This window comes from Citrobacter portucalensis, assembly GCF_002042885.1.
Taxonomy (GTDB): Bacteria; Pseudomonadota; Gammaproteobacteria; order Enterobacterales; family Enterobacteriaceae; genus Citrobacter; species Citrobacter portucalensis.
The window spans coordinates 89,009-101,915 of sequence record NZ_MVFY01000004.1; the positions used below are offsets into that span (position 1 = coordinate 89,009).

Here is a 12,907-nt window from a genome sequence, read left to right on the forward strand (position 1 = left end):
CCGCAAAAAAGCGATCAGATCAGTATACAGTTATTCGGTAATACGACGATAGACTGTCGGTGTAATTTCTGGCGCTTTATCGTCAAGGCTAATTGCCGCTTTGACCGCTTTCGCCGCTTCCTGCCAGCTGGCTTCATCTTTCGCGTGGATCACCGCCAGCGGGCGTTGTCCGTCTACGCTGTCGCCCAGACGCGCCATATCGCTAAAGCCAACGCTGTAATCAATGGTGTCCGAAGCCTGACGACGACCGCCACCCATGGAAACGACCGCCATCCCCAGCGCGCGGGTATCCATCGCGCTGACAAAGCCTTCGGTATCAGCATATACCGCTTTGCTGAGCATTGCCGTCGGCAGATACTTCGCATAATTTTCGACGAAATCGGTCGGGCCTTTTTGCGCCGCAACCATGCGGCCAAAAATCTCTGCCGCTTTACCGTTGTCCAGCACCGCCTGCAATTTCGCACGGGCTTCGGCGTCATCTTTCGCCAGATTGCCGGAGATCAGCATTTCCACGCACAGCGCCATGGTGACGTCTAACAGACGTGGATTGCGGTATTCACCGGTCAGGAACTGCACCGCTTCGCGAACTTCGACCGCGTTACCTGCGCTGGAGGCCAGCACCTGATTCATATCGGTTAACAGCGCAGTGGTGCGTACACCCGCACCGTTTGCCACACCGACAATCGCTTCAGCAAGAGCTTCAGAAAGCTCGTAGGTCGGCATAAAGGCGCCGCTGCCCACTTTCACATCCATCACCAACGCATCCAGCCCTTCCGCCAGTTTTTTCGCCAGAATGGAACCGGTAATCAACGGGATGGAATCCACCGTCGCGGTAATATCGCGGGTGGCATAAAAACGTTTATCCGCCGGTGCGAGCGAGCTGGTTTGCCCAATAATCGCCACACCCACGTCTTTAATAATTTCACGGAAGCGCGCGTCGTCCGGGAAGATGTCAAATCCAGGAATCGCTTCCAGTTTATCGAGTGTACCGCCGGTATGCCCCAGGCCACGCCCGGAGATCATCGGAATATAGCCGCCGCACGCTGCGACCATCGGGCCTAACATCAGTGACGTTACGTCACCTACACCGCCGGTAGAGTGTTTATCCACAATCGGGCCGTTCAGCTGCAGGCTTTTCCAGTCCAGCACGGTTCCTGAATCACGCATTGCCATGGTCAGCGAAACTCGCTCAGGCATTGTCATATCGTGGAAGAAAATGGTCATCGCCAGGGCGGCGATTTGCCCTTCAGAGATGGTGTTGTCGCGAATACCATTGATAAAGAAACGAATTTCTTCATCGCTCAGCGCATGACCATCACGTTTTTTACGAATAATTTCTTGTGCGAGAAACACGGTAACCCCCAGGGGAAAAGAGTAGAAGGCCGTTGTAGGCCGGGTAAGCAACGCGCCACCCGGCAGTCGTCTTAATGCCGGATGGCGGCTACGCCTTATCCGGCCTACGTCGCTACAGCTCCGGCAATATAAGGCTTAGTAGCTGCTTGCGCTCTTGCCGTCGCCGTGACCCAGCGCTTTCAGCAGGCTCGCCAGCAGGCTGGATGCGCCAAAACGGTAGTGACGAGAATCAGCCCAGTCAGCGCCAAACAGTTCATCGGCAATCGCCAGGAACTGCTGTGCATCTTCTGCAGTGCGCACGCCACCAGCCGGTTTGAAACCTACAGTTTTAGAAACACCCATGTCGCGGATCACTTCCATCATGATGCGTGCGCTTTCCGGCGTCGCATTGACCGGCACTTTACCGGTAGAAGTTTTGATGAAATCAGCACCGGCTTTGATGGAGATTTCAGACGCTTTGCGAATCAGTGCTTCTTCTTTCAGCTCACCGGTTTCGATGATGACTTTCAGCAGCACGTTTGCCGCCGCACACGCGTCTTTACAGGCTTTAACCAGATCGAAACCAATCTGCTCGTTACCGGCGATCAGCGCACGGTACGGGAACACCACGTCAACTTCATCTGCGCCGTAAGCAATCGCCGCGCGGGTTTCAGCCAGCGCAATCTCGATGTCGTCGTTGCCATGCGGGAAGTTGGTTACGGTTGCAATGCGGATGTCCGGCGTGCCCTGCTCTTTCAGGGTCTTACGCGCAATAGGGATGAAACGCGGATAGATACAGATTGCGGCAGTGTTGCCAACCGGGGTCTTCGCCTGATGACACAGCGCGATCACTTTTTCATTGGTGTCGTCGTCATTCAGGGTGGTCAGGTCCATCAGTTTCAGTGCACGCAGGCTGCTTGCTGTTAAATCGGTCATAACATTCTCCAACGGCATCGCCGTATAAAATTTCACCTTGCGAGTTTGTTAGTATTCTAACATCCGCTCGCTATTACACTTCGATATACATCACAGTTAATGAAAACCACATACAGATTTGCATTACTCTAATGAGATCTACTTCAAATAAATCACCTTTTCTAAAGGGATGCGGTGGCATCAGGCGCATCCGGATCAAAGGTTGCGGCGGCGTTGCTTTCTACAATGGCGTTACACCTTCGGGATAAAAAGGAATCAACGATGCCCACTTCAAGCGAACTCGCGCTGCAACAGCGTTGCCAACAAATCGTGACCAGCCCAGTGCTCAGCCCTGAGCAGAAACGCCACTTTCTGGCGCTGGAAGCTGAAAACGCGCTGCCTTACCCGCAACTGCCTGCACAGGCACGTCAGGCGCTGGATGATGGGGTAATCTGCGATATGTACGAAGGTCATGCCCCGTTCAAACCGCGCTATGTTTTACCCGATTACGCGCGTTTTCTGGCCAATGGCTCATCGTGGCTGGAGCTGGAAGGCGCCAGGGATCTTGATGACGCGTTATCCTTACTCACTATTCTTTACCACCATGTTCCGTCAGTGACGTCTATGCCGGTTTATCTCGGTCAGCTCGATGCCCTGCTGCAACCGTATGTTAGAATTCTAACACAAGACGAGATCGATATTCGAATAAAACGTTTCTGGCGTTATCTCGACAGAACCCTGCCAGACGCGTTTATGCATGCCAATATCGGCCCCGCCGATACACCAGTCACCCGTGCAATTTTACGCGCAGACGCAGAGTTAAAGCAGGTTTCGCCTAATCTGACATTCATTTATGACCCGCAAATCACACCTGACGATCTGCTGCTCAACGTGGCGCAAAATATCTGCGAGTGCAGTAAGCCGCATATTTCCAACGGCCCTGAAAATGATAAAATTTTCACAAAAGGTCAGTATGGCGTCGTCAGTTGTTACAACTCTTTGCCGCTCGCCGGGGGTGGAAGCACGCTGGTCAGGCTTAATCTGAAAGCCATCGCAGAGCGCAGCACCTCTGTCGATGACTTCTTTACGCGCACCCTACCGCACTACTGCCAGCAGCAAATCGCCATCATTGATTCACGATGTGAATTCCTCTATGAGAAATCACATTTCTTTGAGAATAGCTTCCTCGTGCAGGAAGGGTTGATTGATCCCGAACGTTTTGTGCCTATGTTCGGGATGTATGGTCTGGCGGAGGCGGTTAACCTGCTGTGCGATAAGGCGGGACAGAATGCGCGCTATGGGAAAGATGAGTTCGCCAATCAGCTCGGCTATCGTATTAGCTCCTACCTGGCTGAGTTTGTCGAAAACACCCCGGTGAAATATAGCTGGAAGCAGCGCGCGATGCTGCATGCACAGTCGGGCATCAGTTCTGACATCGGCACCACGCCAGGGGCACGCCTGCCTTACGGCGATGAGCCGGACCCGATCACCCATCTGCAAACCGTCGCGCCACATCACGCGTTTTATCACGCCGGGATCAGCGACATTCTCACTCTGGATGAAACCATCAAGCGTAATCCTCAGGCGCTGGTGCAGTTGTGCCTCGGGGCGTTTAAAGCCGGAATGCGCGAGTTTACCGCCAACGTGAGCGGCAACGATCTGGTTCGCGTTACGGGTTACATGGTGCGCCTGTCAGATCTGGAAAAGTATCGCGCCGAAGGGTCACGAACCAACACCACCTGGCTTGGCGAAGAAGCCGCGCGCAATACGCGCATTCTGGAACGACAACCTCGCGTGATTAGCCATGAACAGCAGATGCGCTTTAGTCAGTAGGCTGATTCCTTTCTCCTGCGTCGATGGGCCGGGCAGTCGTCTGGCTCTGTTTCTGCAAGGATGTAATCTGCGCTGTAAAAATTGCCACAATCCGTGGACGATGGGACGCTGCAACGACTGCGGGGAGTGTGTGCTGCATTGCCCGCATGAGGCGCTGAGCCTGAGCGCAGGGAAAGTGTGGTGGCAGTCCGATGTGTGTCAGCAGTGTGACACCTGCCTGCATATGTGCCCCCAGCAGGCCACGCCGATGGCGCAGAGTATGAGCGTTGATGAAGTGCTGCAACATATTCGTAAAGCGTCACTGTTTATCGAAGGGATAACCGTTAGTGGCGGTGAAGCGACTACCCAGCTCCCCTTTATTGTGGCGCTATTTACCGCGATAAAAACCGATCCGCAGTTGCAACACCTGACCTGCATGGTCGACAGCAACGGCATGCTGAGCGAAACCGGCTGGCAGAAGCTGCTGCCGGTGTGCGACGGCGTAATGCTGGATTTAAAAGCCTGGGACAGCACGTGTCATCGGCAGCTTACCGGCCGCGATAACACGCTGATTAAACAAAGCATTACCTTTTTGTCCGGGCAGAGAAAACTGGCGGAACTCCGCCTGCTGGTTATTCCTGGTCAGGAAGATTATCTACAGCATATCGATGCGCTGGCGGCGTTTATCAAACGCACCGGTGACGTACCGGTACGGCTGAATGCCTTTCATGCGCACGGGGTGTATGGCGAAGCGAAGGACTGGCCGAGCGCCACGCCGAAGGATGTGGAACACCTGGCGCAAAGATTGCGCGAGCGCAGGGTGGATAATTTGATCTTCCCGGCGCTGTACCTGTGATTGCCGGATGCGGCTACATCATTTGTAGGCCGGATAAGACGCAGCCGCGATCCGGCGAAGTTATGCCTGATGCGCTTTGCTTATCAGGCCTACGAAGCGCACACTTTTGTAGGCCGGATAAGGCGCAGCCGCCATCCGACGAAGTTATGCCTGATGCGCTTCGCTTATCAGGCCTACGGAGCGCATACTTTTGTAGGCCGGATAAGGCGCAGCCGCCATCCGGCAAAGATATGCCTGATGCGCTTCGCTTATCAGGCCTACGGAGCGCATACTTTTGTAGGCCGGATAAGACGCAGCCGCGATCCGGCGAAGTTATGCCTGATGCGCTTCGCTTATCAGGCCTACGGAGCGCATACTTTTGTAGGCCGGATAAGGCGCAGCCGCCATCCGGCAAAGATATGCCTGATGCGCTTTGCTTATCAGGCCTACGAAGCGGACACTTTTGTAGGCTGGGTACGCCATCCAATCACATGTTAAACAACGCCGTGGTATTACGATACAGCGCGTCAGCGATCACGTCCGCAGGTTCCGGGCGCAGTTCGCATAAGACGTCAAAGACTCTGACTACCTGCTCCGGGCGATTGGGCTGCCCCTGAAAGCCGTTGAGCGGCATATCCGGCGCGTCGGTTTCCAGCAACAGCGATTCCAGCGGCAGTTGCGCCATTACCTCGCGGGTTTTACTGGCGCGCGGATAGGTAATGGTGCCTCCCACGCCAATTTTGTATCCCAGTTGCACAAAGCGCTCTGCCTGCTGCACGCTCCCGGAAAAACCATGCACCACGCCAGTTCGTGGCAAAGTATGACGTTTCAGGTGCATCGCCAGCTTGTCATGGGTGCGCCGCGAATGCAGGATCACCGGCAATTCATACCGCTTCGCCAGCTTTAGCTGCGCTTCCAGCACCCGCTCTTGCTTTTCGAATTGCGGATCGTCCCGATACAGATCCAATCCAATCTCGCCTAGCGCCACCAGCTTTTGTGGGCGCTTATCCAGCTCCTGTTGCAACTGGTCCAGGCAGTCATCGCTATGTTGTTCAATAACAATGGGATGCAGACCAAGCGCGGCAAACAATGGAGGATAATTTTCCGCTAACGCCAGTACGCGGGGAAAATTCGCCGCCTGGGTGGCCGGAACGATAATGCTCTGTACACCAACCTCCGCCGCGCGCTGAATGCTGGCAGATTCATCGCCGGTAAACGGCGGGAAATCAAAGTGACAATGCGTATCGATAAAACGATAACTCACGCCAAATCCTCATTATCAAACGTCGTGTCGTTCGCCTGAGGCGCATCGGTCACCACTGGCACATGGGCATCGTTGGCCACCGGCGCGGGAGGAACTACCACCGGCCCCGGCACCACAATCTTCGGCGTCTGACGAGGCAGCGGCGCATTTTTCGCCAGCAGTTTGCCGACTGTCGCCAGAAAGTAACGACCGCACAGGCGTCCGGTTTTGTAATCTTCCCTCAGTGCCGGAATACGGCTGCCCAACGCCATGCTATGGAGTGGTTTTGGCGGATAGATCTCAAAAATACGCAGCTTGCCCGGCGGCTTCTCAATAAAACTCTGGATAGCACGATAGCTGGTCTCATGATGCTGCACCAGATTCAGAAACGGTTGCAGGCTACTTTCACCCAACCAGCGCTCCATACGTTTGAACCACTGCGGGGTGTAGTACATTTGCGAAGGCACAGTGCGAATCACTACCAACGTTTTTGCCCCCTGCTTCGCTGCCTCCTGCACAGGTATGGCATCACTAACTCCTCCATCCAGATAGTTCACGCCGTCCAATACAACCCCTGTGCGGTAGAACCCGGGAATCGCGCTGGAGGCTCGAATGAGGTCGAGCCAGTTTTGCCGGTTCGGCGAAAAATAGCCGGGCGTGTAATCATCGCCCCGACAGGCGCACATATAAAACGCTTTCCCTGCGGCAAACAGACGCTCGGCGTTATCCATTGCCAGCGGCATCTGGGACGCAGTCGAATCCACCAGCCAGTCGAGATCGATTAAGTTTCCCCCGCGCACAAAGCGCACCGGGTCAAAAAATTCGCGTCGGGTAGTGTATCGCATAATAACTTTGCGGCCGTAACCGGGCTGGTTACAGAGATAGGCTGAAAGGTTTTGCGCGCCAGCGGACGTCCCGTAGAAGAGCTCAAAAGGATTAAACTGCGCGCGCATGAATTCATCCAGTACGCCAGCGGTAAAGATACCTCTTTGTCCCCCACCCTCGCACACCAGCGCCATATTGCCTGGTTGAAACGGACGTAACGATAACGGCGCAATATTACCGAGCGTGACGGGTATTCTCTGCCCCACCTCTGCCTTCCTGTTGTTTTTGTAATAGAGCAACAAAGTAACGCAAATTGCCTGACGCTAAAACCGTAAAAGCCAGTCCAATGGACTGGCTTAGTAGCAATTTTTCTTTACGGCTATGGGCTAGGGTCGTTTACGCCCGGTAAACAGGCTGACCAAAAACAGAATGATCCCCACCACAAACACAATTTTCGCTGCGCCGGCTGCAGTACCCGCCAGTCCACCAAAACCGAGTGCGGCGGCAATTAACGCGATAACCAGAAATATGATGCCCCATCGAAACATATGCTTCTCCTTTACCATAGTTAATTTCACCGCTTGATATGAGCGCTCAGGCTGCCCATCGGCGATATTTTCAGTGTGGTGCACAACACGCCTCCCGACAAACGTCAGGAGGACGAATTAAGTCTAATTACTGAGTTTTGAGATCGTTTTTGACGCTTTTCACGCCATCAATCGCTTTGGCGATGCTCTCAGCACGATCGCTTTGAGCCTGTGAATCGACGGTGCCTGAAAGTTGCACAACGCCATCGGTGGTCTCAACTTTCACCTTGCGGGAAGGGACGATATCATCGGCCAGCAGCTTGGCTTTTACCTCACTGGTGATTGCCGTATCGCCCGCATAACCTTTTACAGAGGTGTCTTTGCTATCGCGCACGTGCAGTTTGTCGCTAACGGAGGTCACACCCTCAACGCCTTTCGCCACTTTCACCGCTTCTTCGGCCTGTGCCTGGCTTTCAACAAACCCGCTTAGTGTCACCACCTTTTGATCTGTTTTGACGGAAATATCGGTGCTCTTAATACTTTCGTGGTCCACCAGCGCGGCTTTTACTTTCGCGGTGATGGTGCTGTCATCCATGAAATTACCGACTTTGTTCATAGAGCTATCGACTTTCTGCCCCGCACTTTCGACGCCGGATTGCGCTTTATCCATCGTGGCGTTTTCTGCATAAGCAGAACCCGTTGCAACAGCGGAGGTCAGCATCACGGCCAGCAGCGTTTTAGAAATCTTAAGTCCTGTCATTGTCATCGATGTATTCCTGTATGTTTTGCTAAAAGCTATGCTCTGCCGTTACACGGCCTGAACCAGCAACTAATCTTGTAAGTGGAATAAATATCAGCAATAGACGCTGCAACAGGCAGCCTAAAAAGCATTTAACGCCGATATTTATGTCATCACATTGTTAAATATAGTTCACGATTTCGTGATCGCAGTCAGAATTGATTAAAAAACAGGCAAACAAAAGAAAAACGCGAGGTTTTAAGAACATTCCGCAAGGGATTTAAAAGACAGGAAAAGTTGCAGGACACGGCGGATACCGTGCCCTGGAAGGTCGATTAGTGTTCGCGTGTTTTACGGAACTGAACGTCCGGGTAACGTTCCTGGGTGAGATTCAGGTTAACCATGGTTGGTGCGATATAGGTGAGGTTATCGCCGCCATCCAGCGCCAGCTGAATTTCGTTCTTACGCTTAAATTCTTCGAATTTCTTCACGTCAGAACATTCTACCCAGCGCGCAGTCGCCACGTTGACAGATTCATAAATCGCTTCAACGTTGTACTCGCTCTTCAGACGTGAAACCACCACGTCAAACTGCAGCACACCCACCGCGCCCACGATCAAATCGTTATTGGCGATCGGACGGAATACCTGCACAGCGCCCTCTTCTGACAGTTGAACCAGTCCTTTCAGCAGCTGTTTCTGCTTCAATGGATCCTTCAGGCGAATACGACGGAACAGCTCCGGTGCGAAGTTCGGAATACCGGTGAACTTCATCATTTCGCCCTGGGTAAAGGTATCGCCGATCTGGATAGTGCCGTGGTTATGCAGACCGAGAATATCGCCCGGATACGCTTCTTCCACATGAGAACGGTCACCGGCCATAAAGGTGAGTGCGTCGGAGATCACCACGTCTTTACCAATGCGCACCTGGCGCATTTTCATGCCTTTCTCATACTTGCCGGATACCACACGCATGAACGCCACGCGGTCACGGTGTTTCGGGTCCATGTTGGCCTGAATTTTAAACACGAAACCGGTGAACTTCTCTTCTGAGGCTTCGACGACGCGGGTGTCGGTTTTACGCGGCATCGGCGCAGGCGCCCACTCCACTAAGCCGTCCAGCATATGGTCAACGCCGAAGTTACCCAGCGCGGTACCGAAGAAGACAGGGGTGATTTCGCCCGCGAGGAACAGCTCATGGTCGAACTCATTGGATGCGCCCTGCACCAGCTCCAGCTCGTCGCGCAGCTGCTGTGCCAGGTCTTCACCCACGGCAGCATCAAGTTCCGGGTTGTTCAGACCTTTAACAACACGCACTTCCTGAATGGTGTGTCCTTTACCGGTCTGATACAGGTAAGTTTCATCTTTATAAAGGTGATAGACACCTTTGAACAACTTACCGCAGCCAATCGGCCAGGTGATTGGCGCACAGCCGATTTTCAGTTCGTTCTCGACTTCATCCAGCAGCTCCATCGGATCGCGGATGTCACGGTCGAGTTTGTTCATAAAGGTCAGGATCGGCGTATCGCGCAGACGGGTAACTTCCATCAGCTTACGGGTACGATCCTCGACGCCTTTTGCAGCATCGATAACCATCAGGCAGCAGTCCACCGCCGTCAGAGTACGATAGGTATCTTCGGAGAAGTCTTCGTGCCCCGGGGTGTCCAGCAGGTTCACCAGGCAGTCATGATACGGAAACTGCATCACAGAGGTGGTAATGGAGATACCACGCTGCTTTTCCATTTCCATCCAGTCAGATTTTGCATGCTGGCTGGAGCCACGGCCTTTTACCGTACCGGCGGTCTGAATGGCCTGTCCGAATAACAGTACCTTTTCAGTAATTGTCGTTTTACCGGCATCCGGGTGAGAAATAATGGCAAAAGTGCGGCGTTTGGCCACCTCTTGCAAATAAGGAGACAACGTCATAGTCAAATCTTCTTAGGTAAGCACGGCAACGGGCCGGGCAAGTTGAATACGAAAAATTGCGGCTATTTTACCCATCAACGGGGGGGAGGCAATCAGTGTTTACACAGGAGCTGCTCCAGTTCGCTTAATGACGCTACGGTCCAGGTCGGCTGAATGCCCGCTGGCTGCTCGCGGTGGTGCGTATTTAGCCAGCAGGTGGATAGCCCGGCGTTAATGCCGCCAAGAATATCGGACTCTGCGGTGTCACCCACCATCAGCACGCGAGAACGGTCCGGATTACCCGCCTGCTCCAGCGCATGGTCAAAAATACGGGGGTCGGGTTTTGCCACCCCAACCTGCTCAGAAATCACCAGCAGGTCGAAATAGTCGCGCAGCCCCGTCCGCTCAAGGCGGATTTGCTGCAACGCGGTAAAGCCGTTAGTAATGATGCCGATTTTCGTTTTATCGCGAATCGCATTGAGCAGAGAAACTGCCCCCGGCAACGGTGAGCAGATCTCCGCCATCGCATTGATGAATGCGTCATTAAGCTGGCCTGGCTCAACTTTCAGGCGTTCAGCCCAGCTCTGGAAACGGGCATGCTGCAGTTGTAATGACGTAATCGCGCCGTTTTGATAATCCACCCATAACGGTTTATTTACAGCCTGGTAGTCCTGAAAATCTTCAGCGGTAAAGGTAATGCTATAGTCGAGAAACATCCGCTGTAAGCCGGTAAACGAGTCAAACGTAAACAGCGTTTCGTCGGCATCAAAGAAAATCCAGTCCCACTTCTTCATCATTACACCTTATCTTACATGCTGATTGGCAACGCCATGATGATGGCGTCTTCGTGTCCATCGGCCGTTGGATAGTAGTTGCGACGGATCGTCGCCTCGTTAAAGCCTAAGCTTTCGTACAGCGCGATAGCGGCCGCATTCGAGGCGCGCACTTCAAGCCACAGGGTCAAAATGCCACGCTTTTCCAGCTCATCGATCAGATGCTCCAGCAGCTCACGCCCCAGGCCCCGGCGCTGAAAGTCAGGATCGACAGCGATATTGAACAACGTCGCTTCATCCAGTACGACCTGCGTAATTGCAAAGGCGGCCATCACGTCGTCAACCCTCAACTGAAAATTGAGGTAGCGATCGCCCTGGTTGCTGGCAAATGTTTTTTCACTCCACGGAAAAGCGTGGGCGCGTTTTTCAATCTGAAATGCTGCGGGTAAATCAGTCGGCTCGAGGGAAGAAATCGTGTTCATATGCGCAGATTTGTTGCCATAACGCGGCGCGTGCCGCTGGGTTTTCCCGTAATTCATTAAACGCAGGACTCTCGACCTGAGCGCCCTCCAGCAGCAGCGGCTCTTCGGTTCCCAGCCGCCAGCTATTACAGCGACTGCCTTGCGGCAGCATGGCGACACGGTCAGGCGTCAGTTGTAAAACCTGATCCGGGCTAACGGTTAATGCGCGTAAAATATCGCTGATCAACGGTTCGGTTAGCGCGGGTAACTGTGCAGCAACCATCACCAAACGGACATGCGCAGGAATGGAAATCGCGATCTCGCCCTGCAGTGCGCCAGGACGACGCAACGACCACTGCGTAATGCCCAGTTGCTGTAACTGCCAGTCTCGTCGGGATGTCATAGCGAAACACTCCTGTCTATCAGGGGCGCAAATATAGCAAATTTGTCGAATCCGTGCCATCAAACAACTATAATCCCCCGCTGTACAATTTAAGGAGCATTCCATGTCTGCTTTTACCCCGGCAAGTGAAGTCTTGCTGCGCCACAGTGATGATTTCGAACAAAGCCGTATTCTGTTTGCCGGTGATTTGCAGGATGACCTGCCTGCCCATTTTGAAAGCGCCGCAAGCCGTGCGCACACCCAGCAACTTCACCACTGGCAGGTGCTTAACCGCCAGATGGGCGACAACGTCCGCTTCAGCCTCGTCGCGCAGGCCGATGACGTTGCCGATAGCGATACGCTGATCTACTACTGGCCGAAGAATAAGCCGGAAGCCCAGTTCCAGTTGATGAACATTCTGTCGCTGTTACCGGTGGGCACCGATATTTTTGTTGTCGGCGAGAATCGCAGCGGCGTACGTAGCGCAGAGCAGATGCTGGCCGAATACGCACCGTTAAACAAAGTCGACAGCGCACGTCGCTGTGGCCTGTACCACGGTCGTCTGGAAAAACAGCCGGTCTTTGATGCAGAAAAATACTGGGATGAATACCAGACAGAAAATCTGACCATCAAAACGCTGCCGGGCGTCTTCAGCCGTGACGGTCTGGATGTTGGCAGCCAACTGCTGCTCTCCACGCTGACGCCGCACACCAAAGGCAAAGTGCTGGATGTCGGCTGTGGCGCAGGCGTTCTCTCCGTCGCCTTAGCCAGCCACTCGCCGAAAGTGCGCTTAACCCTGTGCGATGTTAGCGCAGCCGCCGTTGAAGCCAGCCGCGCAACGCTTGCAGCTAACGGCATTGAAGGTGACGTCATCGCCAGTAACGTCTTTTCTGACGTGACGGGTCGATTTGATATGATCATCTCCAACCCGCCGTTCCACGACGGAATGCAGACCAGCCTTGATGCCGCACAAACGCTGATTCGTGGCGCAGTGCGTCATCTCAACAGCGGTGGTGAACTGCGTATCGTGGCAAACGCCTTCCTGCCTTATCCGAAGGTTCTGGATGAAGTGTTTGGCTTCCACGAAGTTATCGCGCAGACCGGACGCTTCAAGGTCTATCGCACCGTGATGACGCGCCAGGCGAAGAAAGCTTAACTG

General features: G+C 53.7%; 14 protein-coding genes. 4 read left to right on the forward strand and 10 right to left on the reverse strand.

Annotation, left to right across the window (positions count from 1 at the left end; genetic code table 11):
- Positions 1 to 30: 30 nt before the first annotated feature.
- Both deoA and deoC read right to left on the reverse strand, forming a co-directional pair.
- Positions 31 to 1,353 (reverse strand): thymidine phosphorylase, encoded by a 1,323-nt coding sequence (gene deoA / locus BZK40_RS07555; protein ID WP_016151609.1) that lies wholly within the window; start codon positions 1,351 to 1,353, stop codon positions 31 to 33.
- A gap of 135 nt (positions 1,354 to 1,488) precedes the next feature.
- Positions 1,489 to 2,268, reverse strand: coding sequence for a deoxyribose-phosphate aldolase (gene deoC / locus BZK40_RS07560; RefSeq protein WP_003019042.1), 780 nt, complete (start codon positions 2,266 to 2,268; stop codon positions 1,489 to 1,491).
- Positions 2,269 to 2,529: 261 nt separating this feature from the next.
- Here deoC and BZK40_RS07565 point away from each other — a divergent pair, with 261 nt between their 5' ends.
- The 3 genes from BZK40_RS07565 to BZK40_RS24400 all read left to right on the forward strand — a co-directional run bounded on the left by BZK40_RS07565 (position 2,530) and on the right by BZK40_RS24400 (position 5,392).
- Complete coding sequence (locus BZK40_RS07565; protein ID WP_079934415.1) at positions 2,530 to 4,080, forward strand: YjjI family glycine radical enzyme; 1,551 nt, start codon at positions 2,530 to 2,532, stop codon at positions 4,078 to 4,080.
- Positions 4,052 to 4,915 carry a YjjW family glycine radical enzyme activase gene (locus BZK40_RS07570; protein WP_071446020.1) on the forward strand — a complete coding sequence of 288 codons (864 nt, stop codon included), beginning with the start codon at positions 4,052 to 4,054 and terminating at the stop codon, positions 4,913 to 4,915. Before BZK40_RS07565 ends, BZK40_RS07570 begins: the two co-directional genes overlap by 29 nt.
- Before the next feature lie 69 nt (positions 4,916 to 4,984).
- Positions 4,985 to 5,392 carry a hypothetical protein gene (locus BZK40_RS24400; RefSeq protein ID WP_139762111.1) on the forward strand — a complete coding sequence of 136 codons (408 nt, stop codon included), beginning with the start codon at positions 4,985 to 4,987 and terminating at the stop codon, positions 5,390 to 5,392.
- Here the strand turns inward: BZK40_RS24400 and BZK40_RS07575 are convergent.
- From BZK40_RS07575 to holD, 8 genes are all read right to left on the reverse strand, one after another.
- Positions 5,382 to 6,158, reverse strand: a complete 777-nt coding sequence (locus tag BZK40_RS07575) for a metal-dependent hydrolase (RefSeq protein WP_079934416.1) — start codon at positions 6,156 to 6,158, stop codon at positions 5,382 to 5,384. The two genes, BZK40_RS24400 and BZK40_RS07575, sit on opposite strands and share 11 nt — an antisense overlap.
- Positions 6,155 to 7,228, reverse strand: a complete 1,074-nt coding sequence (locus BZK40_RS07580) for a patatin-like phospholipase family protein (protein ID WP_008786128.1) — start codon at positions 7,226 to 7,228, stop codon at positions 6,155 to 6,157. The genes BZK40_RS07575 and BZK40_RS07580 overlap by 4 nt, the downstream gene beginning before the upstream one ends.
- Before the next feature lie 120 nt (positions 7,229 to 7,348).
- A complete protein-coding gene (locus BZK40_RS07585; protein WP_003019081.1) occupies positions 7,349 to 7,510 on the reverse strand; it encodes a DUF1328 domain-containing protein in 162 nt (53 codons plus the stop codon).
- Positions 7,511 to 7,637: 127 nt separating this feature from the next.
- Positions 7,638 to 8,255 carry a molecular chaperone OsmY gene (osmY, locus tag BZK40_RS07590; protein ID WP_071446017.1) on the reverse strand — a complete coding sequence of 206 codons (618 nt, stop codon included), beginning with the start codon at positions 8,253 to 8,255 and terminating at the stop codon, positions 7,638 to 7,640.
- A 308-nt stretch (positions 8,256 to 8,563) separates the two neighbouring features.
- Positions 8,564 to 10,153, reverse strand: coding sequence for a peptide chain release factor 3 (gene prfC, locus BZK40_RS07595; RefSeq protein ID WP_003829982.1), 1,590 nt, complete (start codon positions 10,151 to 10,153; stop codon positions 8,564 to 8,566).
- Positions 10,154 to 10,245: 92 nt separating this feature from the next.
- Positions 10,246 to 10,926, reverse strand: a complete 681-nt coding sequence (gene yjjG / locus BZK40_RS07600) for a pyrimidine 5'-nucleotidase (RefSeq protein WP_008786125.1) — start codon at positions 10,924 to 10,926, stop codon at positions 10,246 to 10,248.
- A gap of 14 nt (positions 10,927 to 10,940) precedes the next feature.
- On the reverse strand, positions 10,941 to 11,387 hold the full coding sequence (gene rimI / locus BZK40_RS07605; protein WP_003829985.1) for a ribosomal protein S18-alanine N-acetyltransferase: 447 nt from the start codon (positions 11,385 to 11,387) through the stop codon (positions 10,941 to 10,943).
- Entirely contained in the window at positions 11,356 to 11,769 is a 414-nt protein-coding gene (holD, locus tag BZK40_RS07610; protein ID WP_003829988.1) for a DNA polymerase III subunit psi, read from the reverse strand. Before holD ends, rimI begins: the two co-directional genes overlap by 32 nt.
- Before the next feature lie 103 nt (positions 11,770 to 11,872).
- Here holD and rsmC point away from each other — a divergent pair, with 103 nt between their 5' ends.
- Entirely contained in the window at positions 11,873 to 12,904 is a 1,032-nt protein-coding gene (gene rsmC / locus BZK40_RS07615) for a 16S rRNA (guanine(1207)-N(2))-methyltransferase RsmC (RefSeq protein WP_008786123.1), read from the forward strand.
- Positions 12,905 to 12,907: the final 3 nt, after the last annotated feature.

What these genes read in the sequence shown, in the direction of transcription:
- osmY (WP_071446017.1), bottom strand. Translation starts at nt 8,255, where the DNA reads ATGACAATGACAGGACTTAAGATTTCTAAAACGCTGCTGGCCGTGATG.
- deoC (WP_003019042.1), bottom strand. Translation starts at nt 2,268, where the DNA reads ATGACCGATTTAACAGCAAGCAGCCTGCGTGCACTGAAACTGATGGAC.
- BZK40_RS07585 (WP_003019081.1), bottom strand. Translation starts at nt 7,510, where the DNA reads ATGTTTCGATGGGGCATCATATTTCTGGTTATCGCGTTAATTGCCGCC.
- BZK40_RS24400 (WP_139762111.1), top strand. Translation starts at nt 4,985, where the DNA reads ATGCGCTTTGCTTATCAGGCCTACGAAGCGCACACTTTTGTAGGCCGG.
- BZK40_RS07565 (WP_079934415.1), top strand. Translation starts at nt 2,530, where the DNA reads ATGCCCACTTCAAGCGAACTCGCGCTGCAACAGCGTTGCCAACAAATC.
- holD (WP_003829988.1), bottom strand. Translation starts at nt 11,769, where the DNA reads ATGACATCCCGACGAGACTGGCAGTTACAGCAACTGGGCATTACGCAG.
- rimI (WP_003829985.1), bottom strand. Translation starts at nt 11,387, where the DNA reads ATGAACACGATTTCTTCCCTCGAGCCGACTGATTTACCCGCAGCATTT.
- BZK40_RS07570 (WP_071446020.1), top strand. Translation starts at nt 4,052, where the DNA reads ATGAACAGCAGATGCGCTTTAGTCAGTAGGCTGATTCCTTTCTCCTGC.
- rsmC (WP_008786123.1), top strand. Translation starts at nt 11,873, where the DNA reads ATGTCTGCTTTTACCCCGGCAAGTGAAGTCTTGCTGCGCCACAGTGAT.
- yjjG (WP_008786125.1), bottom strand. Translation starts at nt 10,926, where the DNA reads ATGAAGAAGTGGGACTGGATTTTCTTTGATGCCGACGAAACGCTGTTT.
- prfC (WP_003829982.1), bottom strand. Translation starts at nt 10,153, where the DNA reads ATGACGTTGTCTCCTTATTTGCAAGAGGTGGCCAAACGCCGCACTTTT.